Here is a 25818-nt window from a genome sequence, read left to right as displayed (position 1 = left end):
ATCGCTGCTCATAGCTTTGTTTGTCTCCTACGCGGGCCACAGAGCAAAGATATAAGCTCCGTAAAGAAAGAGAAGCAAACCACCCTCAAGTCGATGAAGAAGCCGCCCCGTATAGAGTAAGGGAATTAGTATGACTGTGAACACAATCATTGTCGCATAATCCAGTGTCGATATACCTGCCGCGCTTAACGGTGAGATAAGCGATGATAGACCCAGTATCCCAAGAATATTGAATATATTTGAACCAACAATATTGCCTATCGCGATATCGGGTTGCTTACGGAAAGCAGCAACAATAGAGGTAGCCAATTCCGGCATGCTGGTGCCTGCAGCCACAATAGTTAGCCCAATAACTGCATCACTTACCCCGAAGTCCTTGGCCAAGTTGATGGAATGCTCCACCAGCAGACTAGACCCAATCACCAGCACTGCAAGACCGCCTAAGATGAATAAAATATCTACTATCCAATGCCGCGAAACTACTGGTGTTAACGGATCGCTCGGGGTAGCAATAGTGGTTGTTTCTTTGCGAGCCAGGACAACATTCACCCAGGTGTACGCGACAATTCCCACGAATAGTAGTCCGCCCTCAAAACGACCTAGCGCCTGATCCAATAGGAAAAATACCAATATAAGGGCCACCCCGAGGGCAATGGGTGCGTCTATTTTAATGATTTGCCGATGAACAGGAATCGGACATACCAGAGCCGTTAGACCGAGAATAAAAGCGATATTAAAGATATTCGAACCAACTACGTTCCCAACTGCGATATCACCTTGCTGCGAAAGACCCGCTTTGACGCTTACGACCAATTCTGGCGAACTGGTACCAAACGCTACAACCGTCAGTCCCACTATCAAGGGGCTTAGCCCAGCTCGCAACGCCAGTGTAGTGCTTCCTCTGACAAGTCCCTCGGCACCAACGAAGAGCAGCACAAGTGAAAAGACAATAAATACATAGTCAGTGATCATCTTTTTACCTATCCGCTTGAACAAATATTATTTATGTATGCTCGACGACTACGAACAGTCATAACTTTATGCTGCACGCTAGCGGTCTAGTCACTAGAAACGTATAAATTTATTAAAATTCAGCGTAAAAATGCCAATCAGCGCTTGTGCTTCATGATACTGATAAAAAGGCTACTGTTGTTGATGCCATAGCCGATCAGCGTCAAGCAGCGACTTTTAACAACCTTAGCACAACGTAAGCATGATTTGAGTCATTCATTGACCTCTACTCGATGGAGTATCATGCAATAAACGGCTCTACTTGCATCGATCTATGGCACGCACACAATGCGTCGCACCAAAGCTTCGCTGATTTACAGCCGCACGATAAATTTGAGAGCGATGCAACTGCTCCTGGATCATACGAAGCTTGAAAGCCCTGTCAGATACCTTGGGATAGAGGTAGATGATGCTTTGGAAATGGCAGAGCAGACGGAAGTTTGATGTCGTCAAATAACAGTCTAAACGAGGCTGCCGTTATTCGGCCAAGAGCGAAGTTCAGCCTGCTGGATAACTATTGCCAATCCCTCAACCTATTCCACTCCCTTGTGGCACATTACCACCCGGTTCCTACCGCCACGCTTACCATCGTAAAGCATCTGATCCGCTCGCGTGATTAGGGATTCGAGGTCGACTTCCTCAGCGTTTGCTACAGCGATACCGATAGTTACGCTTGGGCATAGCACCCCCATTTCTTCCTTTAACGGCAGCTCTGCCACCTCCTTTTTCAAGCGCTCCGCCACAACCTGAGCGTCATCAGGGCCGGTATTCGGAAGGGCCACCACAAATTCTTCACCTCCGAAACGCCCTATCACATCCGTGGGGCGGAGCGATTGCGCACAAACCTCCGCAATCTTGGCTAAAACCCAGTCGCCGTGACTGTGGCCCCAGGTATCGTTGATTCTCTTAAAATGGTCCACATCGATCATGAAAAAACCAAACGGCACCTTTTCCAATTGTGATCGCTGTAATAGCGCTTCGGCCAGGCTCATGAAATGGCCGCGATTATTAAGCCCCGTCAGCGCATCCCGCTCGGCGACCACCCGAAGCTGCTCTTCCAGCGATCTCCGATGCGCGATTTCCTTGTGAAGTTGGTGGTTTTGATCACGCTCTTCATGAAGCAAGGCATACTGCTTGCGCTGCAGGCTTTCCAATCGCAGCAAGGCACAGAACCCCACTACATTGGTCATAATCAATAACAGCGCTATGCGAACCGTCCCTACTGATCCAATCTGCGCAAACAGCACGGCAGCGATCATAAAACCAATATTCAAATAGAGGCTGGCAAACGTTACGACGGTCAGCAGATTGGGAATCAGAAGATAGAATGCGATGGTGGCGACCACAACCGCTGTTACCTGAGTGGGGAGGCTCTCAGGGCGCAATGGAACAATCAAAATGATACCCGTCGCCAGTATCCATAGCGGCAAAGCGTGCAACCAGACTGGGTATGTGCGCCCTTCCCAGCGCCTAATCGCAAAGGCCACCAGAAGGCACATGCTCACCACCACAATGCGCATGGCCAGCAGCAGATAAAACTCCCGGGTGAGGCCCAGCAAGTAATAGTCTGAAATCGCAAACATGCCAAAAACTAATGCCGCGATGCTCAAGGCAAGGCTGTACTCAAACCTCACGCTTTCCAGGATAGACCGGCGATACATCAACTCGCTGCCGACATCGCAAAACTGGCCCGTTAGCCAATGCAACTGATACCGCTTTTCTTGTAACGACAAAGCCACAAACTCCCTGAGTAACGCGGCAATTTCTTATTGTTCAGCAAGCAGCAAGGGCCGCCAATCTGATTGGCTCGCTGGAGTAACAATGTAGGTGATCATACGCGCCTAATTTCTACATACGCTACACTGCAAAAGCCGAATTCGCGTGGGCTAGTTTTGCACATTTTACCCACCGGTCAATGATGCGCGCTACTATCCTTTGGCACTGATGAGAGTGCTTTTTTGGGGCGCGATTTTACGGTGATAGTACAGAAAGCTAGCGGCCAGAAGCGGGCTTTTAGACGACACTGATATAACGCCAGTTATAAGCGGCCGAATGAATGAGGTCCGGCACACGTAGTGCGCGGGCTTCATGGTTTTTATACTCATTGAGCTCAATTTTTTGCACCTTATTGAGCTTTAGGAAATGCTCTAACATCATATTGTGCCCAGATGCCGATAATTGAACTTTCCGGTATTTTTTGGGTTTAGCTTCTTTCCGGAACTTCACGTCGATGAGTGCGCGAACGGGTAGAGAATCTGGTGAGTTAAACGACATCCCGCCCCATTGGAGCCGGAATGCCGTTATGTTACATCATTCGGTTTCCAGCGCGTCTATAGGCTCTTCAAAAGCGATAAACAATACACAGTCTTCGTCGGAACGACAGTGCGTGACATGAGCCAGTTTGGGCGGGCCATAAGCGTAAGTACCCGGTCTCAGAATCACCGGCTCCTGCCCGTCGTAATCTACCTCCATTTCACCGGCGACCAACACCATACGCTCAGCGGAGTGATGCCAGTGATGGTCGGCAGTGGTTTTAGCGGGGAGCCGGAAGAAAACGTCGGCATTATGGTCTTCCGGATCGCCCTGCAGAACAGCCAGACCACAGCCTTCGGGCATAAATTCTGGACAGGGGCCCCATTGAAGCTCCTCGTCGTCAAGGTTCCATATAAAGGCCCGATCGTCAGCATACGATGGTATTGTGACCAGCAGTGGGCCAGCGAACAACAGGGAGAATAGAGCCCTCAGAATGGTTACTTTGGTCTGAATAAACATGATTTTTCTCCGTTTAGTTAGTTCCGATATGTGCGGTACATCGTCGACCGACACTTCAGCCTATATGTGAACGATTTCCTCCTTGAGCGAATAGGCAATACCCAGAACTTCGTTGCAGACCGGGCCGGAATATTCCATCTCGTTCATCGCCTGCATGATGTCGTCAATCACGGCCAGGTATTCGGCCGCGCTTACGTTCATCCCGGTGTGAGTTTCAATCATCGACCGACCGGTGTATTCCACGGGTCCGCCAGTACCGGCCGCGATGAACTCTTTGACTTTCTCACGCGCATGGTCAATTGCCTCTTCATCGAGCACCCAATATCGTGGACCAACAATGTCACTCTCGAGGTGAAGTTCGACGATCCGGTTTACGAGTTTGTCAATACCGTTGAGACCGCCGAGTCTGTCGAAAAGGGTGTCACTCATGTCAAGATACTCCCTGTTGAATAAGTTTTCGGTTAGATGCGCCTTGCACCTACGCATAAATGCGTGACAATCCTTGTTACAACCACAACAAGAGGGTTGAGCGATGACGGAAGGGGAACTGACGCGGATTCGGGCTGCCCTCGACGCTGGCGACTATGTGCAGGCCCAGAAGCTACTAACGAGACTGTCAGAACCACCATCAGCCGCGCCACCCACTGCCGAGCTTTTGGAGCTGCGGGCCCAAGCGGCTTACGGTGCCGGTGATCTGGAGGAAACGCTGGCAGCGTACGCTGAGCTCTACCACCTGCACCTTGAAAACGACCGCACCCGGGAAGCGGCATTCGCGGCAGTTATGGTGGGCATGTACCTGATGATGGACACGGGCCTGATGGCCACCGTGCGCGCCTGGCTGTCCCGGGCGGAATGCCTGGTGAAAGACGCGCCCGACAACCCGGTCTGGGCCTGGATCGCCGCGGTGCGGACCTACGAACGGTTGATGTGTGGCGACATGCCGGGGACTGGGCAATGGGCGCAACGGGCCATGGACGGAGGACAAAGGCACGGGCTGGCCGCACCCTCGATCATTGGACAGGTGGCCTTCGCCAGGGTCCGCATCCACGACGGCTACCTGGATGAAGGGCTGAGCGCGCTGGATGACGTTGCAGTGGAACTGAGCGCGGGCAACCTCGACCCCCTCACCTCGGGGCAGATGTGGTGCGAGCTTATCTGCGCGATGCAGTGGATCGGTCAGTACGACCGCGCCGAGGAATGGACCGAAGCCATGGAACGGTGGCGCCAAGGGGCAGCGTTTGGAGGCCTCCACGGCCGCTGCCGGGTTCACCGGGCGGAGATCATGCGCCTGAGGGGCCCGTGCGATGCCGCCGAGCAGGAGGCATTGCAGGCCTGCGAAGAGCTGCGCCCCTGGATGCGGCGGGAATTCGGTTGGCCATTGACCGAACTCGGCAACGCGCGGCTTCGCAAGGGCGATTTCGCGGGTGCAGAGGAGTCGTATCTGGCGGCCCACCAGAATGCCTGGCTCCCCCAACCGGGGCTTGCCTTGCTGCGGTTGGCCCAAGGACGAGTCGACGAAGCTTCTGCGATGATCGAAAGCGCGCTCGAGCACCCATTTGATATCCCGTCGAAGGAGCGCCCGCCTTCCGGAGGGTTGCAACGGGCCCCCTTGCGCGAGGCCCAGGTGGTCATAGCGCTGGCGGCTGGCGACGGCGACACGGCTCGCACTGCCGCAGCCGACCTTAAGGATATCGCCCGGACTTACCAGAGCCGCACATTACAAAACTCGGCGCTCGCCGCCCAGGGGCGGTTGGCGCTGCACGACGGGCAGAAATGCCAAGCGATTGAGCTTCTGAGCCAGGCCATGATGGAGTGGATCTCGCTGCGAATGCCGTTCGAAGCCGCGAATCTACGCGTCGAGCTCGCTTCGGCACACCGCGCGGCAGGTAACGACAGAACCGCAGATCTGGAACTCGACGCCGCTTGCCGAGCGCTGGAGGAGCTCAACGCCACGACCTGGGCAAAACTGGCTCGCGAACACCGGCCGGTGACACCCTCGCGGCAGGCTACGGAACCCGAGCATTGTGTTTTTTGCCGCGAAGGGGATATGCGAACGGTGACTTTCGGAGGCCCTACCGTCCGCTTGAAAGATCTCAAGGGCATGCGGTACCTGGAGCGCTTACTGGCGGAGCCCGGCCGGGAATTTCATGTCCTCGACCTGGTCGAGGTGGAGCGTGGGGCGCTTCCCGTCGGCTTGTCCGCAGGTGGCGCACCCCGGATTGATGCCCAATGCGGACTGGAGGTGTTCGACTCCAAAGCTCGCGAGGCCTACCGGCAGCGCCTTGCCGAGACGGAAGAGGACATCGCGGAAGCCGAGGCGAACAACGATTTTCACCGAGCGCAACTCGCACGCGCCGATCGTGAATTTCTCGTCGACGAGCTGTGCCGCGGTGTCGGCCTGAACGGTCGGGCTCGTACCGTCGGTGACGGCGTAGAGCGCGCGCGCACCAGCGCCACCCGCTCGCTGCGCTACGCCCTCAATCGGATCACGCAACATCATTCAAGCCTCGGCGCGCACCTGGAGCGGACGCTACGCACCGGCACCTACTTCGTCTACCAGCCCGACCCTCGTGCGCCGGTGGACTGGAAAATCTGACAACTCCTGACCCTGCCTGGTTTCTGGGTCAGCGCTTATGCCAATAACGTTTTGGTTAACCGGCACCTACACCGAACTTGCCCGGCTTTGCCGCCGTGTAGCTTTCTGGGGTAACGCCTTGCATCCGACTTCAAAACGATTGCCTATTTCCGCAAGTATACGGGTGTCTAGAATACTCGGAGCAATTCACTATTAGCAGTAGCCATACAGTTGAATACGGCAACAGCCAACTGATTTATGAGTTTTCACACAGCCTCGGCCTGAAGCTACCGTTTCATGTCTTCGGTGCTTCTGTGGCAACGTGCGAAGCGTTCCGGACCCGTTGAGTGGCACGAATGTAACCAGAAGCCAAGTTTTTACCATCTACATGGAGGTCACAAAAAGTAACCGGCAAACCCATCCCCTGGAACAAACTGGGTGAGTCTTGTAAATGAAAATGGAGGTGTGGCTCACTGCTATGGCCGCTGTGCCCACACTGGCCAATGCGCTCTCCCCGCTTAACCTGGTCACCAGTGCGCACACAGATGCTGCCTTTAATTAGGTGGGCGTACAACGCAAATTCGCCTTCGGCATGCTGAATAATCACGTGGCTTCCAGCAAAATGCCGTGCTGTAAAATCACTAAATCCCCAACCGACAAACGGCGCGTCAGAAACGCGATTCTCGACGCCCACGACACGTCCATCGGCCGCTGCCAATATATCCTGACGATAACAATAATACTGTTCTAATCGCGTACCGCTCCCCGAGTGGCGACAAAACGTTGGATCAGCTTTCACGAGGTCCAGAGCAAACCGTTGCCCCAGAAGCTCCCATGAATGCGAACTCTTCGGGCTATACCCTCCGTTGAAGACAAGCCATTCCCCATGAACGGGAAGGTGATATCTCGATTTGGTTTTATAGTTCACACCGCTTTCGCCGGTCCGCTTCTCTCTTTTCTCCAGTCGCGCATTGCCGATCATTTGGCGAATGATCTGCACCAGTTGAAATGGATTAAAAATGCTTAAGATGTTGGTGATCCAAAAGACGCACAAGAAAAGACATCCACCGAACGTAGGCCCCAATCGCCGAAACGGCCTCGATAGAGGCCAACTGGAACGGTCAGGTGCGGTGTCGTGTGGAAAAGAACGTTGCTTTCTAAATCGATGCTGCCACTGCAGAATCGCGTATAGAATTAGATAAATCGCGACCACCACAACACCGGCAACCTCCAGCGGGGAAAACAGCTGAATCGAGGTGACGACTACGAAGGTGAGTGCAAGTGCGATCAGTATGTTTTTCATTCTAGCATTTGGAGGCGTGATCTTACCCAGCGACATTGTCAACCTAAGCGGAGATTATGACGCCCTGTGCCGATTGTTGAAAAGCCTTTGGCGTGAGCTCGTGACTGCGCCGCACAATGCCAATTTGCAAATGAGGATGGGATGACGTCGAGGCGTGCTGATATTCCACTAACGACAAGGACGGGCAGCTTATTCTGCTAACGTCTACGCTTAACCTACATTTGTTCCGCGCGCTAGCAGCCTGACCCGTACTCATTGGCGCGTTTTGATTACCACCAATGTGTGTTGTGAATATTGGCCCTCAAGCCGCCTGATCAACCGAGGCAGCCACACGCTCGTGACCAAGGGGCTCGACCTCAAGCGAGCAAGCAGGCATGGTAGGTATTATTATTCACCATGAGCGAACCAATAAGAGGTTACGTCAATGCCGCACTGTCTAAAGCAAAGCCTATGTATGATGGGACTATTATCGATCTTGATGTTGTCTCCCAACGCCTTCAGCCAACAAGAACCTGGGACGGCTTCCGATGATGATGTCACCACCGAGTCATTCCAGGACTGGGAGGTCCGTTGCCAGCGTAATGGCGAAGGCCCAAGCCCTTGTGCGATGGCGCAATTGATCACTCAACCTGACAGCGACCAGCCCTTGATGCAAGTAATTCTCGACTACCCACCCGAGGCCGATGACCCTGTGATGAGCTTCTTCGTGCCGCTAGGGGTACGTCTAGCCCCGGGCATGCAAATGAGCGTGGATGACGGTGAGCCGATCCAGTTCCCCTATCAGGTCTGCCAGGAGCAAGGGTGCCGTGCCGACGCCCCCATTGAGTCGTCGATGTTGCAGGAACTCCGCAGTGGCACTACGGCAACCCTCAGCATGATTGGCCCACAGGGTGACCGCATGGACCTGGATATTTCGCTGGCCGGCTTTACCGACGCCAGTAATCGCATCGCTCCCTGAGCCTAGGGGCCTTTCCCGACAAAGCCGGCCCACAGGGGCTGGCAAGTCTACTCAGTCGTTATCAACACGAATCGCTACTACGAAGTGCACCCGTTTATGACGTACCAATGGAAAAGCCACTTCAAGCGAGCAGCCCTACCAACAGACGCGACGCGTGCTTTTGCGTTTGGCGCTTTATGGGGTAGCGCTTAGCAGTTCAGAAAAAGTGGCAGGTAGTAATTCATCGATATAGCTGTCGTTGAACTCGACTAGCCGCGCCAACGCTTCGGGGTCTGGCAACGTTACTTGTTGACGGTCGCGGATCACGAGCCCCTCTTCGCGCAGCATCGAGAAGGTCCGACTCACGTGTACAGGGCTCATCCCCAGCGCGTCGCCGATCAACTCCTGGGTGAGCGGCATGAGAAAGCCATTGTCCTCCACGGCCCCAATCCGCTTGAGTCGCAGATAGATTTCGTAGAGAAAGTGAGCCAGCTGTTCGTGGGCGGTATACTTGCCGAGGTAGATCAGGCGCTCTGAAAGCAGCGCTTGCTGGCGCATCGCGGTGGCCATGATGCCAACAGCCAGGTTTGAACGCCCAAAGAGTTCAAAAAGCTGCTGATAGGAAAACGGGTAGATCACACCTTCATTAATCATCGACGCACTTGCCAAGCGGCGGGTGAAGCCAAAATCGCGAATACCGATGATATCCCCGGGGAGGTAGAACTTGAGGATCTGCTTCGAACCATTTTTCAAGTTGCGATAGGAGTATGCCCAGCCCTCCTTGACCACACAGAACAGATCAGCATCCCCATTTTCCAGCCATAGTACCTCGCTGGCTGACATGCGCCGAGGGCTAAGCTCAAGTCCCAGCAACAACGCCTTGTCTTCAGGAGACAAGGCACCTTGGCGACTAAGGCCCCGCATGACGACGGTATCGAGGAGAGCCACTCTATTACCTCTCAGGCAAATGATTTTTTCACATTATTCTAATACACATGCCTAGACTGCCCACTTAACATAGGTTATGGATAACCAGTATTATCAGTCAGTTGGGTGGGTTCTTGCTGGGCGCTGCGCGCCATGACTGGCGCACAACCAAGACGCCCCCGGATTTCCGGGGGCGTAGGTGTTGCTAGGTTCTCAATTTTCCGAGAGTGTTAGAAGCTCTCATTGAGGACCGCTTCTGGGAAGTGGCGACGCAACATCCGGTTCTGGAAGTCGTCCACGAAGCGGCTGTTGATGATGATGATGAACCGCTCGAAGGGAGCCTCGCTGTCGAGCTGTTCGATCCCATCGACACTGTGGAATAGCCGGTCATCGCGCAGATGAAGGATATCACCCGGATCCAGGGTGATATCGACCAAGGGTTGCGTGCCAGCCTTGTCTGCGTAGAGGTGGTTCTCGGCGCCCGCCACGTTTTCCCGATTGATGACCAGGATGCTTAGGGCCTTGCAGCCATCGGCATGAATTCCCTGCCCCTGAAGGGGGTCGATGTTGCCTTCTCCACGGACCCCGGTGATCTGCATCAGGATGGGTTCGTGCGCACCGATACTCCAAAGCCTTGCCCAGGCGCGAACGAAGGCCTTCACATCGGGGCGTGCCATGAATTCCCGAGTCAGCGGATCATAGTACCGCAGGCGATCCGCCATGCTTTCCGCGTCGTTGAAGGCCCCTCCCTGGGCCATGGGGCATTGGCCCATATCCTCGACATCTCCCTGATCATTCAGGGCGAGCCATGACATCCGCTTCCATCGCTGGTTAACGTAGGGATCGCGCGGCAGGTCAGCGGTAAACCCCTGCCAGGCGGTCAGATCGATTCGATCCCGAATATCGGTTTTCGCCCAATCCTGATGCCTCAGCGCCTCGGTCACTCCCGGATGCCAATAAGCGGCGAGGGAATCGGCAAGCATGGAGGTGAGGTCGAAACCGTGCTTGAGAGTATCGAGTTTCATGTTGGTATTCTCCTGTTAACTGGGCGGAATTGCCCGGTGTTGCCGGTGTAAACACCGCGGTCAACAGGATTAAAATGAAAAGATTTGCAACGATATGTCAAAGAAATGTACTAAAAAAGAGTGATTTTTTTAAAAACAGGATCAGACCGTTGATAACGTATATATGTAGGTTCTCCTGCAAATAGGTGTAGGATAATCACAACAAAGTTGCTTATTGTTGCCATTATGATGGCTCTTGACAGTGTGTTTTCTTTAAGTGAATCCCATGACTGCCAGCGATTCCCGACATCACAGAGATTCGGAACGCCTGAAGAAGAACCGCAGGAAGTTTTCCGCTGCGCTCGCGTTGGAGGTGTCAAAGACACCTCCAACTGATGGCATCGATTCGCATGATGCCAGCAGGGAAGAAGTCGCGTTAGTACGCCGCCAGTATCTGGAGAGTGAACAGCGATTCCGCGCCCTGCTGGAGAGTCTGCCAAAGGTGGCGGTTCAGGGGTATGATCGCGATCGGCGAGTGATTTACTGGAATGAGGGTAGCACTCGTCTCTATGGCTATACCGCTGAGGAAGCCCAGGGACAGTTACTGGAAGATCTGATCATTCCTGCCTTCATGCGTGACGAGATGATCCAGGCGCATAGAGCCTGGATCAATGAAGGCATCGATATACCCGCCGATGAACTCGAGCTCAAGCATAAAACGGGTGAACTGGTATCGGTCTTTTCGCAGCATCTGATGCTCAATGAGCATACCGACGCACCCTTGATGTTCTGCGTGGATGTCGATCTTTCCGACCAAAAGCGCGCCCACCGTGACCTGGAATTCGCCACCCGTTTCGACAGGCTCACCCATCTCCCTAACCGCCAGACCTTCGAGGTCGACCTGGACAGTCTGTTGGATTCCTGTCGGCGCCAGGGCAATGGCCTGGCAACCATCTACCTGGACCTCGATCACTTCGTCGAGATCAATGATGCCCTTGGCTATGATCAGGGCGATCGCCTGCTCATTGAGCTGACGCGGCGGCTGAGAGAGTGCCAGCGAATCACTGACCTGGTGTCCCGTGTTTCTAGCGATGAATTCGTACTGGCCTTTCCCGGCGTCCACTTGGCCCCCGATGTCAGACGGGTCGTTCGTCATGTCCAGAATGTCTTCCGGGAACCTTTCGTCCTGGATGGCCGGGAGCGTCACGTCACGGCCAGCCTGGGGGTGGCGCTCTTTCCCGAGAATGGTGAATCGTCACGCGAATTGATCCGTAATGCCGATGTTGCCAAGAATCGTGCCAAGCTGGAGGGCCGGGGTGCTGTACGTTTCTTCGAACAGAAGCTCCATGATGAGCTGGTTCGCCAGCACTATCTCTCGGCGCGACTCGAGGAAGCCCTGGATAACGGTGAATTCTCCCTCCACTACCAGCCCCAGGTCTCGGCGGCCAGTGGGCGAATAGAGAATCTCGAGGCCTTGCTACGCTGGCAGCCTGCCGAGGGCCCGCCGATCTCGCCTGGCGAGTTTATCCCGCTGGCCGAGCGCTCCGGTGTGATCCATCGGCTGGGCGACTGGGTCATCGAAGAGGCTTGCCGCCAGCAGGTGGAATGGCGCGCCAAGGGATTTCATGAGCACCGCATCGACATCAATGTCTCGGGTCGTCAACTGGTGCGCCCCGATGCCCTGAAGAGCTTCGAGGACACGCTGCAGCGTCACGGCTTAGGCCCGCGGGATATCGGCATCGAATTGACCGAGAATGTCCTGATCGAAGCCGACGAGACCCTCCTCGAGGACCTGCGGCGCCTCTATCATCGCGGTATTCGCATTGCGATCGACGACTTCGGGACCGGTTATTCTTCCCTGAGCTATCTCAAGCACTTTCCAGTCACCGCTCTGAAGATCGATCGCTCCTTCATCCATGACGCTCCCACCCAGCCCAAGGATAGGGCCATCATGGAGGGAGCCATCTTCATCGGTCATCGGTTGGGGTTGGAGGTAGTGGCCGAGGGCGTCGAGAACGCCGAACAGTTGTCACTGCTTCGCGAAATGCATTGCGATCTCATCCAGGGGTTCTTCTTCTACCGGCCAATGCCTGCCAAGGAAATCGACCGCCTGCTGGGCGGTTTCGTGCCTGGTCACGAGGGGCTGTCGAGCTGAGCCTCGTCGTGATTTGACGTACAACCCACGGGGTTGCCATAACCTGGAGACTTTGCCCTCTTCATCGGCCCGTCCAATTCGAAATTACCGAGCAGACTCTCATCGCTAAGGCATTTACTGTACGCTCTTTTTGACGAAATGGCCGCACACGGCGGATAACCCGAAAAATAGGAACGACAATAGAACTGCTCCCAAGGCGGGAAGAAAACCCTTTTCTGATGAGAGAAGCTCAATGCCCGCAAGAACAATTACAATGCCGATGGCGACGAAGCACACTAACGCGAAAAGCATAGTAATGAACACCAACGGCCTTTCTAGCCGCTTGAACTGAAGGCCAACTATAATCGCTTCAATCAACCCCATGTACAAACTCTCAATGACTTATAACGCGAAGCTTTACGGCAATTTTGGAGCCGTGCAGCTGTGGACAAATTGTCCGGCAACAACGGCTGGTTAAATTGTTACCGTTCACCCTCCAGCTCGTGCCATACCCGAAGAATGATGATGGCACTGACATGTACTGAATAACGGACAACGTACTTCCCAAAAACCATGTCGCGGATCGAATCAGGTACCGGTGCCATTTCAACCGGTATCCCCATTTTGGGGAAGTCTGGTAACAATTCGATTTTGCCTACCAGCTCTGCGGCTATCCTGGCTGCCGCTGCAGGATTATGGACTGCGATGAACTCCCTGAGGCGCTTCAAATCTTCAATGGCGTCATCCGTGTAAACCAGTTTCACTTACCTGACCTCGGTGCATCCTGCTCGTTTTCGGTTCCCCAGCTATTGAGCCAACGATGGACCTCGCTGGCATCAACCACTTTCCCTTGGGCGGCTGACTCCATTGCCTCTAGCGTTTGCTTCCAACGCTCTTGCTCAAGCTGTTGTTTTTCGATGTATTCCGAAAGCGCTTGGTTAATCACCCAGCCTTTGCTCCGGTGGAGCCTGCTGGCGATTGCCTCCAGGTGCTGTTCAACTTCTGCCTGAAGGCGAACTGTAGTGACACTCATGGCCGTACCCTCGAATTAGTTGACTACAATGTATTACACCATAGTCGATGAGAGTGCTGCAAAAATTTAACGCCAATATTCAACGGCGGCCTTTGCGCAGCGAAGCGGAGAAAAGGCTGTCCGGTGGAGACCCGCCAGGGCCGTAACGAACGGGAATGACTGGTTAAATGTGTTCACCTGGCGGCGATGCCACAATGGACGCACACCAATCTGGTCTTATAGAGCTTTCGAATGAACCACAACCCCAGAGCCCAAACGACCATAGTGATTAAATCGCTGGCTCCACTCTTGGCGTAGAAAATCATAAATAGAATGCAGCCAATGAAATAAGACAGGTGGGACAAAGCAACAACGGCATTTCTGAGATCAAGCGGTAATACCCATCGAGTTGCCCCGTTACAATTGTGGCAAAGGTATGGGCTATTTTCTTCAGCTTTCCCTAGAAGCACCGATTAACCTCTTTGCTACATTTAACGCCCGCTTAAGGGGCAGCCAACGCTACTACCAAGTCTCCGCATGACACCGTAATCACAAAAACCAACGCATAGTAAAAATGCAGCGCGTTGGCTGTCCCTCTTGAAGCGTTTGTTAACCCTTCTTTCCCAGTAAATCAATTAGTAAATTGGAAAACTTTTCTGGATTTTCTTGGGGTAACATGTGGAATTCATTTTCAATAACTACCAATTTTGAGCGTTTTGAAGCTCGCGCATCACTCAGTGTTGCTAGCCTAAATAAGGCTCGAGTTTTCTCGCCATACCCAAATATCAAAGACAGATCGATATTTGATAGACTTTGGACGTCAATCGATGGATGTTCTTGTTGATTCAGTTGCAAAGGTAATGTATAAGCTTTTTGTAATTGTAAGCTCTTCACCTCAGTTGGTTGCTTTTCGAAGTAACCCTGACAATTCCCAGAACCGTCAATCAATGATTCAACAGCTAAACTCAAATTCCCCTGATGTACATGATTAAAAACAGGCTCAAACATTGACTCTGCATCAGTAACCCAAATTTTCATTTCATCTTCTTGAACACAGCCGGGATATCCTAGCTCATACAAAAATACATTAGATAATGCTAACTGAGACGTTGCTATCATGTTCAACACAACATCTGCGCCATAAGACCAACCAACAACATTCACTGGCTTATCTGAAACTAACTTTTTCACGAGCTCACGTAGTTCTTGAGCATGTGAATTTAGACCAAAACTTAAGCCGTCATCATTATCAAAATGGCTTAAAGTTACTGAAACGACATCAAAATACTGAGCCAATGAATCTATATGAGGTAGCCACATAGAACCATCCGTTAATGCTCCATGAACTAAGACTAAATATTCACCACTACCTTTTTGAAAATATTTCACGTGATATTCCTATTAAGGGCTAACGAGGCTGTAGAAAAACCTGATTTCGAGCCATCTCCACCGCCTGTTATCCTTATTTATTTACCCAGCCGGTCATCTGGCTGAGTAATCTTAATGTCGGCATTTAGCCACTTGAGCGCCCAGCTTAAGCCAGTTGAAGACAGTGTTTTGCGCTCACAAAGCAACATACCCCACTCCAAGCCCTTCATGACGCGTCCAAATGGCCATAATTCGCTAGCTTCTCAATATTGTGCACCAAGCAGTATAGCTGCCACTGACCTTGCACCTTTTTCTTACCCCGAAGGCTGAAGCGGTTCAGTCTTTTTGTCGTGCCAATATTGCCGAACACCGGCTCTACGACTGACATTCGATGACTGTAAATTTCTTTGCCCTTGGGGCTATCGACTCGGTGCTTCATCCAGCCGGTATAATTGGGTAAGTTATTGTTCCCGATAATAAAAGACACTTGTCGCCCAGCGCCGTTGCGATGGTCGGCCGAGCTTGGGTTCTGCATGCACCGGTATTTCTTTGGGCAATGCCGACATTGCAGTAAACGGCCTTCGAAGTGCACCCGGATCTTGCCATTGTCGGCTTCCCGCTGCCCTCGATAGGTCAGCTTTTCGCCAGCTGGACAGATACACGTTAGCTTTACAGGATCAAATTGGAACGCGCTGGCGGGCGTCGTCTCTCGCCAGCCTTTGTCCGGCAGGTTCTGATGGCGCTTGCCGTATTTGTCTTTCTGGTCGGCGAACTTCGGATCTCGGCTGCGGAACTGGTTATCGGGGATGTAGCCATTGATCTGTCGTTCGTGCAGGTACTTCATATTCGCTTCATTGGCGAAGCCGGTATCCGCGGTGACGACGGTGCCTTGCTGGTAGATATTTTCCGCAATCTCCAGCTTCTGAAAACGGGCTTCGACCGTTTCCAGTACGGGCTGCAAAGTGTGGTGTTCCTGGCCTTCACCAAAGGCCTGAGCGTCAATGACGATCTGGTGTTTTTTATCCACCGTGGCGACACCGTTATAGCCCTGGATCGTGCCCTTGCTGGTCGTCATTTTGGCACTTTCGTTATCGGTCAGATTGCTCTTCACTTCCTTGATTCGCTTCCCCCGGCCCATCCTTGGGCTGTGCGTCTTTAGGAAACGATCCACTTTGTTCATGGCGGTATCTAGCGAGAGAATCGTCTTGGCCCGTCGGATATCCCGATCCAGATCGGCTTCCGTCTCGGCCTCATCACGCGCGTAGTGCTCCAGTAGGTGATGCCGAATCAGGCCTCTCAGTTTCTCACGTTTCTCGTCCAATTCTTTGAACGTGCCAGACCACTCTTTTGAGGCATCGGAGGACATCTTGCAGCCATCAATCGCAAAGAGTTCGTTACCTAGCAAGCCTTGTTCGTGGCACACCAGCAGCACTTGTTCGAACAGCACTTCAATCTCATCGACATGGCGGCTAACGAAGCTGGCCAGTGTGGTGAAGTGGGGAACGGTATCGCAAGAAAGGGCTTTGAAAATAATATTGGTCTCGCAGCTCCACTGCATCTCGCGACTGGAGGTGATGCCTTTTGAGTAAGCAAACAGGATAATCTGTAAGCGCGCCATAAACCCCATCTATGCAAGCTTCGCTTAGACCGGTAAGGTCTCTTTCCACTGCCAGGGCAGCAGCGTCGTCAGTTCATCATCGTTGAGGGTGGGCAGTGTCTTGAAGACGTGTTGTAAGTAGTCGTAGGGCGAGAGGCCATTGGCTTTCGCGGTTTCGATCAGGCTGTAGATCGCCGCACTGGCGTGAGCGCCGCTCTGCGTATGGCTGAACAGCCAGTTTTTGCGGCCGACGACGAACGGGCGGATGGCATTTTCGGCCGGGTTGTTGTCCAGCGGGATCAGGCCATCATCGAGGAACCGGGTCAGGCGCGGCCACTGATGATCCAGGTAGTGCAGGGCTTTTCCCAGCGCACTTTTAGGCAGCACCTGCGCCAGTGACTTGTCGAGCCAGGTGCGCAGTTGAGCGATTAAGGGTTGGCTCTTCTGCTCACGCAGCCTGTGGCGTGCTTCGGGCTCAAGTGCTTTGGCCTGTTTTTCCACGCCGTACAGCTTACGGATCTGGTTCAGCGCCCAGTCCGCTTTGCCGGTTTTGCCTTTGGGCTGCACTTTTTGCGCCTCGACGAACTTGCGCCGTGCATGTGCCCAACAGCCCGCCTGGGTGATCCCATTGCGACGCACCACCTCGGCGTAGCCTTCGTAGCCATCGGTGACCAAGCGACCTGCATAGTCACCCAACAGGCGCACAGGCACTCGCCCGGCACGGCTGGCGTCATAATCGAACAAGACCACCTGTTGGCCTGGCGGCCCCCCGCGCTGCACCCACATGTAAGAGGTGGCACTGGCTTTGCGATCCGCTTCTTGGTTCACCTGGAGCGTCGTTTCATCCATATGGATCAGCAGGGAACGGAGCAGGTGTCGGCGTAGCGTCTCGATCAGCGGGGCGATGCGTTCACCGGCCTGCACCATCCACCGGGCCAGCGTATTGCGGGGGATCTCCGCCCCATGGCGGGCAAAAATCTGGCTTTGCCGATACAGCGGCAAGGCGTCTTGGTACTTGGCGGTGGCGACATAGGCCAGCAGCGTGGCGCTGGCATTGCTTTTCGGCAGTAACTTAGCGGGCGCCGGGGCAGTCTTGACGCCGTCTTCGCAGGTTCGGCACGCATACTTACGTCGCACATGACGGATCACCTCCACCCAGGCGGGCACGACGTGCAGTTCCTCGCTCACTTCTTCGCCGATGACCGTGAGCGCGGTGCCATCATCCTGACAGTGACGTGCCTCTTCAGGGAGATCATGCACCACCTCAACCCGTGGAAGCTCGGGCGGCAACGCTACCCGGCCACCCCGAGAGCGGCGTTTCTTCGCCGGCGCCGTGGGCTCGGCCACGGTGTCATTAACCGCCTCGTTGTCCGCTGCGTCGGTGTCGCCGTCTTCCTCGTCAACCGCCACTTCGGCTTCGTTGATCAGCAGGTCCTTTTGATCCACCTGATACTTCTCGGTGGAAGGACCGAACTGACGCTCCAGGGCCAGCCGGAACTGTTCAAACAGCGATTGTTTGGTGGCTTCCCACTGGGCTTCTTTTTTCTCCATCAACGCCAATAGCCGCGCATTTTCAGCGTCAGCAGCGGCCAGCTTGCGCTCAAGCTGGGAGATCGTTGGCGAGGAAGAATCGGCGTTTTGCATACTACCGAGTATACCAAAAACACCGCTGAGACAGGAGAAAAAACTAACCAACCTGCTGAAAATACAACGCTTTATGAGGTTGCATGGCCTTAAGGTTAACGCCATCCAGCAGCCAGTTCAGTTCCTGACCGGTCAGCGTCACCGTGTCGCCTTCCAGATGCGTTGGCCATTTAAATCGCTCGCGCTCCAGGCGCTTGTACCACACCACAAAGCCGTTACGTTCCCAGAATAGCAGCTTCACCTTATCGCGTTGGCGGTTGCCGAACACAAACAGCGCCTGATCGAACGGGTTCAAGTCCATGGCCTCCTGGACCAGCAAGGCCAACCCATCGATTTGCTTGCGCATATCCACGGGTTCGCGGCATAAATAAACCGTCAGGTCGGTACCAGGGCGGATCATGTCACCACCTCCACCGACAAAAACCGCGCGGGACGGCAGCGTGGTGGCACCGGCAAGCCTTGCACGCTTAACCGCTTCTCCCATGTCAGCAGGTCGGTGAGGGGTAACGCTTGTGAGTCGGCGTAATCACTTAACGGCATATTCAGCGCTGAGGCATGATAGAGATGGCCCAACCAAAAGGCCTGAGTGGGGTTGAGTTCACAGGTCATGACGATCTCCAAAACCAAAGAGATCACCAGTGTGATCAGCCCTCACGAGATTAGGTAGATGGGTTTATTGGATCGCTTACGATAATCTTAAGCAGGATGGCCGGATCGTAGGCCAGCCGACCGGTCGCATCGTTGCGGTACTTGGGATGGAAAACGGATAAGTCGAGCTTGTACTCGATCAGGTAGTGCACGGCGTGTTCAAAGGTACCTGGCTGGAGCTGATCCTGGTAGTTGATCACCACCATGGCGTTCTGATCGTAGTTATAAGCCTTGAAGCGCGGCATGCTGACCACTCCTCGTCTGTTTCCTCGATCCTACCAAAACTTAGGCGTCCGCGGGTTTTTCTACAGCCTCAACGCTCGGCTCACGCGCCGGTTTGGAGCCGCAGAGCGGCGGAAAATCGGTCGCTGTAAAGCCGCTGGTTATACGCTGCCCAGGTTGATGAACGCATCATTCTTCCAGTAGTAATTTATGGCCGCATAGAGGTCGCGCTGGTCATAGTCCTTCTTCTGGGCCTTTAGGTTTTGCTCGATATCTTCGAGTTGATCTTTATGGAAAAAGCACATGAGGTCACTGTTCTCGAGATCGACTTCCCTCTGGTCTTGCTCCTCTGGACTTAGATCGATCCCGTCATCTACTGCAAAACAGCGTGTATCAGGCTGAAGACTGTTGGCCTCCTGCCATACCCAGAGCCAAATGTCGCGGGGCATGGTTTTCAGGTTATTGATCCACCAATCCAAACGCTTTGACTCTAGATCCATATTCTCCCTCAATTACGTATAACGCCGGTCAGCACGTGCGCCTTTGTAGTGGAGGCGAAGCCGCAACGAAAAAGGCGTCGCCGTGCCTGACCTAGTTATGTTTTTCCCGATGCTAGATCCTGCGCAACCGCAAGACGCACCTGATTCATTCTGCTTAACCCCCGGACGTAAGCCTCTAATTCCAATTCGTCGACTTCTGGCAAGCGAGCTCCCTCGAATTTCTCGATTTCAACGCTTACCAATACAGACGCATCAATCAGGACAACATAGATGTCTTCAAGTTGTTCCGGAGTCCAATGAAGCACATAAGCACGAGAAGTGCTGTAGCCATGGCTTTCTAGTACTTGGTGTAGACGGGAATCAGGATTCTGAAGAGCTGCATTTGAATACACCAGCTCCTCACGAAAGTCCTCCTCCATCTTGCTTCCAATCAATCTCACCTACGATGGCCTTGTTGAACATAACGCCTAGCTCACCGGAAAATTGGGAGCGCCAGCGAGTAATTTTTCCGAGTGCAGCTACTTGTTGGGCGACAATGGCATGGAATCGGATGGAAATCTTGAATCTGGGACCAAAACATAGCTGCCCTTACTCCAGAAGCCTTTCAGGTGCATCCATGTCCTCGTGCAGCACACGAACAACGATCACCTCCGGTTCAAGCACTTGATAAAAAACTGCGTGGTGCTCGACCTGCAATCTGCGATACCCAGGAAAAACATGGGTGTAATCTGTGCCAAGTGATGGATGGTTGATCAACTGTTTCATTCCTTCGTCCAACTGATCCAAGTATTTATCCGCCTGATCACCCCCCGTTCTTCGCAGGTATATATCCAAACTCCGATGAGGTCTGATTCCGCCTTTGGCGTGACACTCAGCCTAAGCACTAATTGGCCGTCTTCATTCGCTTGCGTCCCGTCGCTTTAATAGCCGCTATATCGAGCGGCATAGGTTTCCCACTTGACTCACCCTCAGCGAGCGCTTGCCTCAACGTGGCAAGACGTTCTTTGGCCTGCTGGTCTCTTCGGACGAGATCGCGGATATACTCACTGTCATTACCAAAGTGACCGCTTTCAATCTGACCTTTTACCCAGTCGTTTTGCTGTTCAGTCAGCGTGATGGTTTTCCGGTGCATGCTCATAGCTAACGCTCCTAACACAGAAGAAGTATGACAATATCATACCGCCCCCTTGGGCCGAATCAACGCTCCACTTCTTGTCGCCCAACGTCTTTAATAAGCTACTAATTTGTAGCGGCCGCGGAAAATTGGTCGGCTTGATTCACTGGTTATGTGCTGCCGCCATAAGTTAGAAACAGCATCAAACTGATAGCCAGCACCAACAAACCTAAACAGCTCGTCCAGGTACCCTCACGGCTTTCAGTGTACCATCCGTTGCGGGACTGACCCTTTGGATACTTGCCGAAAGTGAGAATTTTTACGAACGGCCAGCCCACATAGTAAAACACGAACTCAAACAGGATTTGACCGAGGATATATGCAATCACTCGGCCTACACCTTTGATAAAACCTTCAGCTAGGTCGTCCATCGATTCCTCTATTACTGACATAACGCTTTACTCACCGGAAAATGACGAGCGCCAGCGAGTTATTTTTCCGGTGCAGTAACTTGTTAAGTTTCGACGCCCCAGATCTCAAATTTACTACCATTTACGACAATTGCTTGTGTGTTGCTGATTGGGCAAAGATCTATTTTCCCTTCATAGCTAGAAATGATGCTCTCAACTGACTCTTTGAATGGAAAATTTGTATGATGAGGAACCGGATAAAAATCAATCACATCTAATGATGAAAACGTACCAATGTTCGGAGCGGCAGTGAAATCATCCATATCTTTTACATACTCAATATTGCGTGATACAACAATAGAGCCGGCAGACTCACCAATATACAGTTTTCCGGAATTTATTTGTTCCGCTATGATTTTATCCGCACCCGTCCTTTTCAGCTCTTGAAGTAAAAAGAAAGTGTTGCCGCCAGTAATATAGATGTAATCGTTTTTCTGAATTGTGCTTTCTATTTTTTCTTTTGTTGCCGTTGAAATTTCAAGCTCATCAACAATTAGCCCGTGTTTTTCAAGAGCCTCTTTACCAGCGCCCACATAAAACTTTACCTCTTCGACAAGGCTAGCGGTAGGTATGAATGTAACGGTTTTGCCTGCACATTCTTCCTCGGTGAATTTCACGAATAAATCAGCCACATCTACGAAAGATGAAGCTAAAAACATCTTTTTCATTACACCTCCTTCTTGTCTGAGCACTTCTCTAAGGAACTTAACAGGTATTAGACGGCGCGTTCTATGATTGGATGAACGCGCCAGCATGTTTACTTAGTAAATGTAGCCTACCTGTTCGTGCATAACCACATGATTTCAAATTAAATTAATATTAATTAGGCTGCATTTGCTGAATTCACACGCTTGCGCGTTTTGCCAAGCTCAATAATACTGTATGCATATCCACCACCAGGAGATAGACACCAAATGGATATGCAAAACAGGCCTCCGAAACTAATGGATCGTGTGAAAGCTGCTATGCGGGTAAAGCGCTATAGCCCGCGTACTGAAAAAACATACTGTTACTGGATACGTTACTTTATTCGCTATCATGGGGTGCGGCACCCTGCCAGTATGGGCCCTTCTGAAGTGCAGGCTTTTCTGGAGCACCTTGCCGTAGAGCGATATGTGGCTGCGGCTACACAAAACCAGGCGCTAAATGCCTTGGTATTTCTGTATCGCCATATCCTTGATATGCCATTGGGTGATATTGGCGCCTTTTCACGAGCTAAACGCCCGCGTCGATTACCTGTCGTGCTTTCACACGAAGAGGTTATGCGCGTATTAAATCAATTGTCTGAACCTATGCATTTGATGGCAACCCTGATGTATGGCTCGGGACTGAGACTCATCGAAACATGCCGTTTGCGCGTAAGAGATATTGATACCGAACGCCATATCATCACCGTCAGGGCAGGGAAAGGTGATAAAGACCGAACCACTTTACTACCCGCTGTCTGTCTTCCAGCGTTAGAGGCGCAAATTGAGTCGGCTAAACAGCAACTTGCTTATCGGCTAGCACGTGGTCGCGTACCAGTCACTTTACCTCATGCTCTGAATCGTAAGTACCCAAACGCGGGCATTTCCCTAGGTTGGCAATGGCTGTTTCCTGCCAGCCGGCCATGCTGTGATGATGCCGGTAACGTCGTTCTTCACCATATTCACTCATCCGCTGTGCAAAAGGCAGTGAAGAAAGCGATGAAGTCTGCATCATTGCCTCGTCCTGGCTCTTGCCATACCTTACGCCACAGTTTCGCCACCCAATTACTGAGCCAAGGCACGGATATTCGCACGGTACAAGAATTGCTAGGCCACAAGAGCATCGAGACAACGCAAATTTATACGCATGTGATAGGAAAGGAATTTGCCGGTGTGCGCAGCCCTTTAGGCTAATGAGCTAAAGCAAGGCACGCTACCGCCCCGGTACGTCTGGGATGCGTTAAAACGCTCCGCCTGCGACCGTCTCATCAATTTTTCTCGTCTATTTTGGATTACACAGACGTTATATCGTTGACGTTACTCAGCTTTCTTCGGGATTGCAAAGCGTAAGCTAATTTTTATATGACATTTACCACCGCGAGTTCATGGCGGGGTTTTGGCCTTTTCATCGCTTGGCTAGTGTTGCTCCTGCATTGGTGTGGTGCTTGTAGGGGGTGCGGGCCGCGGTGGGTTTCTGAGCGTTTCGGTGGGTGCCTTTCTTGAATCCATGCATGCGTTAGATGTTTTGGCTTTATCAATCGCCCGACAAGTCTGGCTCCTACATTGATCTGGTGCTTATAGTTAGTTACGTAACATTATGAATTTATGGGCATTTCGATTAGTGCCTTTCTCGAATCCAAGCATGCGTTAGGTGTTGCGGCTTTATCATCGCCCGACAAGTCTGGCTCCTACATTGGTTTGGTGCTTGTAGGGGGTTGCGTGACACTTTGAATTTCTGGGCATTTCGATTAGTGCCTTTCTCGGACCCATGCATGCGTTAGGTGTTGTGGCCTTATCAATCGCCCGACAAGTCGAGCTCCTACATTGGTGTGGTGCTTTTAGGGGGTTGCGTGGCGCGGTGGATTTCTGTGCATTTCGAGGGGGCTTTTACCGAACTTACGCATGTATCAAGTGTTGAGGCCTTGCAGATCGGTTCGGGGCTGGCCTTCCATTGCAAACCCGATTAGCCTGCTAACTCAACCAGTAAAGGATTGAGATGCAAGAGACGACTTCTCGGCAGCGCTTGGCGGGCGTGCTGATTTTACTTGGCTTGATGGTGCAAATTGCAGGCTTTACCGGATGGGTGGCTACCACTCAGGCGGTTAGCTATGTGCTGTGGGCGGCGGTTTTTTTGCTTTGGCGGGATATCCCTAGCCGTTCGCGCATTCAGGCGGGGGTGTTGATTGCGCTGGGCGCGGGCATGCTGTTGGTGGCGCGGTTTGTTTACGGCGCTGACGTTGCTTGGCCTGCCATGCTTCAGGGCAATGTGTTTGTGGTGGCCATGCTGGTGGGCGTCAGTTTTATTACGCTGATTGGCAAGCAAGGCAGCAAAGGTGCCTCGGGGAGTCGGGTGACCGGTGCGGGTGGCGTGCTGCGCACCTGGCTGGGCGTGCATTTTCTGGGCACGATTTTGAATCTTTCCACCGTGCTGATGGTTGGCGATAAGCTGGCAAGGCGTGGGCCGCTGACGATGCCGCAGTTGTTGGCGCTTAACCGTGGGCTTTCCAGCGCCGCACTGTGGTCGCCGTTTTTTGCCTCGATGGGTCTGGTGATCTCGCTGGTGCCAGACGTCCAGTACGTCCAAATTGCTCTGGTAGGCTTTCCCTTGGCGATGCTCTCGGGGCTGTTCACCACGCTGGAGCTGCGTCGCCGGTTTGACTTACGCGAGGTCGATGGCTATTCGCTGGCACCGCGTAGCCTGCTGATGCCGGTGGGCATGGCGACGCTGGTGATGCTGTTTCACTTCTGGCTGACGCCATCACTGACCATTGTCAGCATTATTACCTTTCTGCTGCCGGCCGTTGCCGTGCTTAGCAACCTGCGCGAGGGGCCACGCTATACCCTGCGGCGAGTTCGTCAGCATACCCTCACCCGTTTACCCGCTATGCGTGGCGAGGTGTCGCTGTTCCTGGCGGCGGGGTTATTGACGCTGGGGCTTTCCACGCTGGTGTCGGCCGCGGCGGGTGACGATTGGACGCTGTTTACCGATTTTGGCACGCCTCAGGCGATGATCAGCTTCGCCGCCATTTCGCTGAGTGCACTGGTCGGGCTGCACCCAATTATCGGCGTGTCGGTATTGGCCTCGATACTCAACCTGGAGGGCGGCGAGCAAACGCTGTTTGCCTTTGTGGCGTTAAGCTCGTGGGCAGTGGGGACCAGCGTGGGGCCACTGTCGGGCATCAATCTGTCACTCCAGGGCCGCTACGGGGTGAGCGGCTACCGGATGATGACCCATAATCTGCTGTACGCTGGCGTGCTGAGCCTGCTCTCGCTTGGGGCGATCGCAGGCGTCAGTTTGATTGTCGGCTAGCATGTTGGCCGTGAAGGCATCAGGTCTCGACGATCTTGCTGGGGAAGCGGTAGAAGTAGCGGTGGCCGCACTGGTGGCAGGGTTCCAGCCGAGCGACGCTTTCCAGCATCACCTGCGCATCGCAGTGCACGCAGGCCATCAGGCCGGGAGCGGCCATTTCGCCTTCGCAGTAGTCGGCGCGTGCCGCTTCCAGGTCGTCGGCAAAGCGCTCGCGATCGACAATGCTACGGTCGGCAATCGACAGCAGCGACTCCACCACACGGCGGGAAAGGTGCTCTAGATCGATGCCCAGCCAGTGGGCTACCTGCTTGCCGGTATCGGACATGTAGTGGCGCATGTCTTTCAGGTCGCGCTCTACCCAGGCACGCAGCAACGCCAGTTCGTCCTTGGTGTACTCTTCCAGCTCCGCTTCAAACTCGACGGCGTCGTCCAAATCCTTTTGCAAGTTATCCCAGGTCAGCTCGTCAGCGCCGTCCTGCATCCGCTCCAGCAAACGTTCGTAGCCTTCGCGCAGGCGATGGTCGTTGCGTTGTTCACTCATGGTACCTCTCCTTTTGTCGACGCGGGGTGTGGCCTATCATCGG

The 25818-nt window shown here is 53.2% G+C and carries 27 protein-coding genes and 2 pseudogenes; 5 read left to right on the top strand and 24 right to left on the bottom strand.

Annotated features, from left to right (window positions below):
- Positions 1 to 27: 27 nt before the first annotated feature.
- From CPH17_RS01940 to CPH17_RS01915, 5 genes are all read right to left on the bottom strand, one after another.
- Positions 28 to 972, bottom strand: a complete 945-nt coding sequence (locus CPH17_RS01940) for a calcium/sodium antiporter (protein ID WP_096298081.1) — start codon at positions 970 to 972, stop codon at positions 28 to 30.
- Between the two features lie 572 nt (positions 973 to 1544).
- Positions 1545 to 2744 (bottom strand): GGDEF domain-containing protein, encoded by a 1200-nt coding sequence (locus CPH17_RS01930; RefSeq protein WP_096298078.1) that lies wholly within the window; start codon positions 2742 to 2744, stop codon positions 1545 to 1547.
- A gap of 280 nt (positions 2745 to 3024) precedes the next feature.
- Complete coding sequence (locus CPH17_RS01925; RefSeq protein WP_096298076.1) at positions 3025 to 3285, bottom strand: hypothetical protein; 261 nt, start codon at positions 3283 to 3285, stop codon at positions 3025 to 3027.
- Positions 3286 to 3321: 36 nt separating this feature from the next.
- Positions 3322 to 3783 (bottom strand): DUF4437 domain-containing protein, encoded by a 462-nt coding sequence (locus tag CPH17_RS01920; protein ID WP_082934243.1) that lies wholly within the window; start codon positions 3781 to 3783, stop codon positions 3322 to 3324.
- Between the two features lie 60 nt (positions 3784 to 3843).
- On the bottom strand, positions 3844 to 4212 hold the full coding sequence (locus CPH17_RS01915) for a truncated hemoglobin (protein WP_074398505.1): 369 nt from the start codon (positions 4210 to 4212) through the stop codon (positions 3844 to 3846).
- Positions 4213 to 4315: 103 nt separating this feature from the next.
- Between CPH17_RS01915 and CPH17_RS01910 the strand changes: the two genes are divergently transcribed.
- Positions 4316 to 6379, top strand: a complete 2064-nt coding sequence (locus CPH17_RS01910) for a tetratricopeptide repeat protein (RefSeq protein ID WP_096298072.1) — start codon at positions 4316 to 4318, stop codon at positions 6377 to 6379.
- A 274-nt stretch (positions 6380 to 6653) separates the two neighbouring features.
- Here CPH17_RS01910 and CPH17_RS01905 read toward each other — a convergent pair whose 3' ends face one another.
- On the bottom strand, positions 6654 to 7697 hold the full coding sequence (locus CPH17_RS01905; RefSeq protein ID WP_096298070.1) for a M23 family metallopeptidase: 1044 nt from the start codon (positions 7695 to 7697) through the stop codon (positions 6654 to 6656).
- Positions 7698 to 8115: 418 nt separating this feature from the next.
- On the opposite strand from CPH17_RS01905, the gene CPH17_RS01900 reads away from it, so the two are divergent.
- Positions 8116 to 8619 (top strand): invasion associated locus B family protein, encoded by a 504-nt coding sequence (locus CPH17_RS01900; protein ID WP_331710449.1) that lies wholly within the window; start codon positions 8116 to 8118, stop codon positions 8617 to 8619.
- A gap of 174 nt (positions 8620 to 8793) precedes the next feature.
- Here the strand turns inward: CPH17_RS01900 and CPH17_RS01895 are convergent, their stop codons facing one another.
- Positions 8794 to 9546 carry a Crp/Fnr family transcriptional regulator gene (locus tag CPH17_RS01895; RefSeq protein ID WP_096298068.1) on the bottom strand — a complete coding sequence of 251 codons (753 nt, stop codon included), beginning with the start codon at positions 9544 to 9546 and terminating at the stop codon, positions 8794 to 8796.
- Positions 9547 to 9755: 209 nt separating this feature from the next.
- Entirely contained in the window at positions 9756 to 10550 is a 795-nt protein-coding gene (locus CPH17_RS01890) for a 2OG-Fe dioxygenase family protein (protein ID WP_096298066.1), read from the bottom strand.
- 481 nt (positions 10551 to 11031) lie between these two features.
- Here CPH17_RS01890 and CPH17_RS01885 point away from each other — a divergent pair, with 481 nt between their 5' ends.
- Positions 11032 to 12684 carry a putative bifunctional diguanylate cyclase/phosphodiesterase gene (locus CPH17_RS01885; protein ID WP_441316766.1) on the top strand — a complete coding sequence of 551 codons (1653 nt, stop codon included), beginning with the start codon at positions 11032 to 11034 and terminating at the stop codon, positions 12682 to 12684.
- A 114-nt stretch (positions 12685 to 12798) separates the two neighbouring features.
- Here the strand turns inward: CPH17_RS01885 and CPH17_RS01880 are convergent, their stop codons facing one another.
- The 15 genes and pseudogenes from CPH17_RS01880 to CPH17_RS01810 all read right to left on the bottom strand — a co-directional run bounded on the left by CPH17_RS01880 (position 12799) and on the right by CPH17_RS01810 (position 21906).
- Entirely contained in the window at positions 12799 to 13047 is a 249-nt protein-coding gene (locus tag CPH17_RS01880) for a hypothetical protein (protein ID WP_096298062.1), read from the bottom strand.
- A 98-nt stretch (positions 13048 to 13145) separates the two neighbouring features.
- Positions 13146 to 13427, bottom strand: a complete 282-nt coding sequence (locus tag CPH17_RS01875) for a type II toxin-antitoxin system RelE/ParE family toxin (RefSeq protein WP_096298060.1) — start codon at positions 13425 to 13427, stop codon at positions 13146 to 13148.
- A complete protein-coding gene (locus tag CPH17_RS01870; protein ID WP_074396604.1) occupies positions 13424 to 13696 on the bottom strand; it encodes a CopG family ribbon-helix-helix protein in 273 nt (90 codons plus the stop codon). Before CPH17_RS01870 ends, CPH17_RS01875 begins: the two co-directional genes overlap by 4 nt.
- 588 nt (positions 13697 to 14284) lie before the next feature.
- Entirely contained in the window at positions 14285 to 15064 is a 780-nt protein-coding gene (locus CPH17_RS01865) for an alpha/beta fold hydrolase (protein ID WP_096298058.1), read from the bottom strand.
- Between the two features lie 205 nt (positions 15065 to 15269).
- A pseudogene (locus tag CPH17_RS01860) lies at positions 15270 to 16652 on the bottom strand (transposase); the annotation flags it as partial.
- A gap of 33 nt (positions 16653 to 16685) precedes the next feature.
- Positions 16686 to 18284, bottom strand: coding sequence for an IS66 family transposase (gene tnpC, locus CPH17_RS01855; protein WP_074394777.1), 1599 nt, complete (start codon positions 18282 to 18284; stop codon positions 16686 to 16688).
- Between the two features lie 43 nt (positions 18285 to 18327).
- A complete protein-coding gene (gene tnpB / locus CPH17_RS01850; protein ID WP_074394776.1) occupies positions 18328 to 18684 on the bottom strand; it encodes an IS66 family insertion sequence element accessory protein TnpB in 357 nt (118 codons plus the stop codon).
- Complete coding sequence (locus CPH17_RS01845; RefSeq protein ID WP_074394775.1) at positions 18681 to 18893, bottom strand: hypothetical protein; 213 nt, start codon at positions 18891 to 18893, stop codon at positions 18681 to 18683. Before CPH17_RS01845 ends, tnpB begins: the two co-directional genes overlap by 4 nt.
- A gap of 77 nt (positions 18894 to 18970) precedes the next feature.
- Positions 18971 to 19177, bottom strand: a pseudogene (locus tag CPH17_RS01840) (transposase); the annotation flags it as partial.
- A gap of 138 nt (positions 19178 to 19315) precedes the next feature.
- The gene (locus tag CPH17_RS01835) at positions 19316 to 19654 is read right to left on the bottom strand and encodes a DUF7716 domain-containing protein (protein ID WP_096298054.1); all 339 of its coding nucleotides are present in this window, start codon (positions 19652 to 19654) and stop codon (positions 19316 to 19318) included.
- A 95-nt stretch (positions 19655 to 19749) separates the two neighbouring features.
- Positions 19750 to 20073 (bottom strand): hypothetical protein, encoded by a 324-nt coding sequence (locus CPH17_RS01830; RefSeq protein ID WP_096298052.1) that lies wholly within the window; start codon positions 20071 to 20073, stop codon positions 19750 to 19752.
- A 169-nt stretch (positions 20074 to 20242) separates the two neighbouring features.
- Positions 20243 to 20419 carry a type II toxin-antitoxin system RelE/ParE family toxin gene (locus tag CPH17_RS01825; protein WP_231898067.1) on the bottom strand — a complete coding sequence of 59 codons (177 nt, stop codon included), beginning with the start codon at positions 20417 to 20419 and terminating at the stop codon, positions 20243 to 20245.
- A 118-nt stretch (positions 20420 to 20537) separates the two neighbouring features.
- Positions 20538 to 20792: a type II toxin-antitoxin system ParD family antitoxin gene (locus CPH17_RS01820; protein WP_096298050.1), complete on the bottom strand. Its 255-nt coding sequence runs from the start codon at positions 20790 to 20792 to the stop codon at positions 20538 to 20540.
- Between the two features lie 146 nt (positions 20793 to 20938).
- Positions 20939 to 21199, bottom strand: coding sequence for a hypothetical protein (locus CPH17_RS01815; RefSeq protein WP_096298048.1), 261 nt, complete (start codon positions 21197 to 21199; stop codon positions 20939 to 20941).
- An 83-nt stretch (positions 21200 to 21282) separates the two neighbouring features.
- Entirely contained in the window at positions 21283 to 21906 is a 624-nt protein-coding gene (locus tag CPH17_RS01810; protein ID WP_096298046.1) for a peptidase E, read from the bottom strand.
- Positions 21907 to 22152: 246 nt separating this feature from the next.
- On the opposite strand from CPH17_RS01810, the gene CPH17_RS01805 reads away from it, so the two are divergent.
- Both CPH17_RS01805 and CPH17_RS01800 read left to right on the top strand, forming a co-directional pair.
- Complete coding sequence (locus CPH17_RS01805; RefSeq protein ID WP_269449431.1) at positions 22153 to 23118, top strand: integron integrase; 966 nt, start codon at positions 22153 to 22155, stop codon at positions 23116 to 23118.
- Positions 23119 to 23920: 802 nt separating this feature from the next.
- Positions 23921 to 25234, top strand: coding sequence for a hypothetical protein (locus tag CPH17_RS01800; RefSeq protein WP_074396162.1), 1314 nt, complete (start codon positions 23921 to 23923; stop codon positions 25232 to 25234).
- A gap of 19 nt (positions 25235 to 25253) precedes the next feature.
- Here the strand turns inward: CPH17_RS01800 and CPH17_RS01795 are convergent, their stop codons facing one another.
- Positions 25254 to 25775 (bottom strand): zinc ribbon-containing protein, encoded by a 522-nt coding sequence (locus tag CPH17_RS01795; protein ID WP_074396161.1) that lies wholly within the window; start codon positions 25773 to 25775, stop codon positions 25254 to 25256.
- Positions 25776 to 25818: the final 43 nt, after the last annotated feature.

The sequence above is a fragment of the Halomonas sp. hl-4 genome (assembly GCF_900215475.1).
GTDB lineage: Bacteria > Pseudomonadota > Gammaproteobacteria > Pseudomonadales > Halomonadaceae > Vreelandella.
This window is presented reverse-complemented; position numbering and strand designations above follow the sequence as displayed.

What these genes read in the sequence shown, in the direction of transcription:
- CPH17_RS01940 (WP_096298081.1), bottom strand. Translation starts at nt 972, where the DNA reads ATGATCACTGACTATGTATTTATTGTCTTTTCACTTGTGCTGCTCTTC.
- CPH17_RS01925 (WP_096298076.1), bottom strand. Translation starts at nt 3,285, where the DNA reads ATGTCGTTTAACTCACCAGATTCTCTACCCGTTCGCGCACTCATCGAC.
- CPH17_RS01920 (WP_082934243.1), bottom strand. Translation starts at nt 3,783, where the DNA reads ATGTTTATTCAGACCAAAGTAACCATTCTGAGGGCTCTATTCTCCCTG.
- CPH17_RS01915 (WP_074398505.1), bottom strand. Translation starts at nt 4,212, where the DNA reads ATGAGTGACACCCTTTTCGACAGACTCGGCGGTCTCAACGGTATTGAC.
- CPH17_RS01910 (WP_096298072.1), top strand. Translation starts at nt 4,316, where the DNA reads ATGACGGAAGGGGAACTGACGCGGATTCGGGCTGCCCTCGACGCTGGC.
- CPH17_RS01905 (WP_096298070.1), bottom strand. Translation starts at nt 7,697, where the DNA reads ATGTCGCTGGGTAAGATCACGCCTCCAAATGCTAGAATGAAAAACATA.
- CPH17_RS01900 (WP_331710449.1), top strand. Translation starts at nt 8,116, where the DNA reads ATGATGGGACTATTATCGATCTTGATGTTGTCTCCCAACGCCTTCAGC.
- CPH17_RS01890 (WP_096298066.1), bottom strand. Translation starts at nt 10,550, where the DNA reads ATGAAACTCGATACTCTCAAGCACGGTTTCGACCTCACCTCCATGCTT.
- CPH17_RS01880 (WP_096298062.1), bottom strand. Translation starts at nt 13,047, where the DNA reads ATGGGGTTGATTGAAGCGATTATAGTTGGCCTTCAGTTCAAGCGGCTA.
- CPH17_RS01870 (WP_074396604.1), bottom strand. Translation starts at nt 13,696, where the DNA reads ATGAGTGTCACTACAGTTCGCCTTCAGGCAGAAGTTGAACAGCACCTG.
- tnpC (WP_074394777.1), bottom strand. Translation starts at nt 18,284, where the DNA reads ATGCAAAACGCCGATTCTTCCTCGCCAACGATCTCCCAGCTTGAGCGC.
- tnpB (WP_074394776.1), bottom strand. Translation starts at nt 18,684, where the DNA reads ATGATCCGCCCTGGTACCGACCTGACGGTTTATTTATGCCGCGAACCC.
- CPH17_RS01845 (WP_074394775.1), bottom strand. Translation starts at nt 18,893, where the DNA reads ATGACCTGTGAACTCAACCCCACTCAGGCCTTTTGGTTGGGCCATCTC.
- CPH17_RS01835 (WP_096298054.1), bottom strand. Translation starts at nt 19,654, where the DNA reads ATGGATCTAGAGTCAAAGCGTTTGGATTGGTGGATCAATAACCTGAAA.
- CPH17_RS01830 (WP_096298052.1), bottom strand. Translation starts at nt 20,073, where the DNA reads ATGGAGGAGGACTTTCGTGAGGAGCTGGTGTATTCAAATGCAGCTCTT.
- CPH17_RS01825 (WP_231898067.1), bottom strand. Translation starts at nt 20,419, where the DNA reads ATGAAACAGTTGATCAACCATCCATCACTTGGCACAGATTACACCCAT.
- CPH17_RS01820 (WP_096298050.1), bottom strand. Translation starts at nt 20,792, where the DNA reads ATGAGCATGCACCGGAAAACCATCACGCTGACTGAACAGCAAAACGAC.
- CPH17_RS01815 (WP_096298048.1), bottom strand. Translation starts at nt 21,199, where the DNA reads ATGGACGACCTAGCTGAAGGTTTTATCAAAGGTGTAGGCCGAGTGATT.
- CPH17_RS01810 (WP_096298046.1), bottom strand. Translation starts at nt 21,906, where the DNA reads ATGAAAAAGATGTTTTTAGCTTCATCTTTCGTAGATGTGGCTGATTTA.
- CPH17_RS01805 (WP_269449431.1), top strand. Translation starts at nt 22,153, where the DNA reads ATGGATATGCAAAACAGGCCTCCGAAACTAATGGATCGTGTGAAAGCT.
- CPH17_RS01800 (WP_074396162.1), top strand. Translation starts at nt 23,921, where the DNA reads ATGCAAGAGACGACTTCTCGGCAGCGCTTGGCGGGCGTGCTGATTTTA.
- CPH17_RS01795 (WP_074396161.1), bottom strand. Translation starts at nt 25,775, where the DNA reads ATGAGTGAACAACGCAACGACCATCGCCTGCGCGAAGGCTACGAACGT.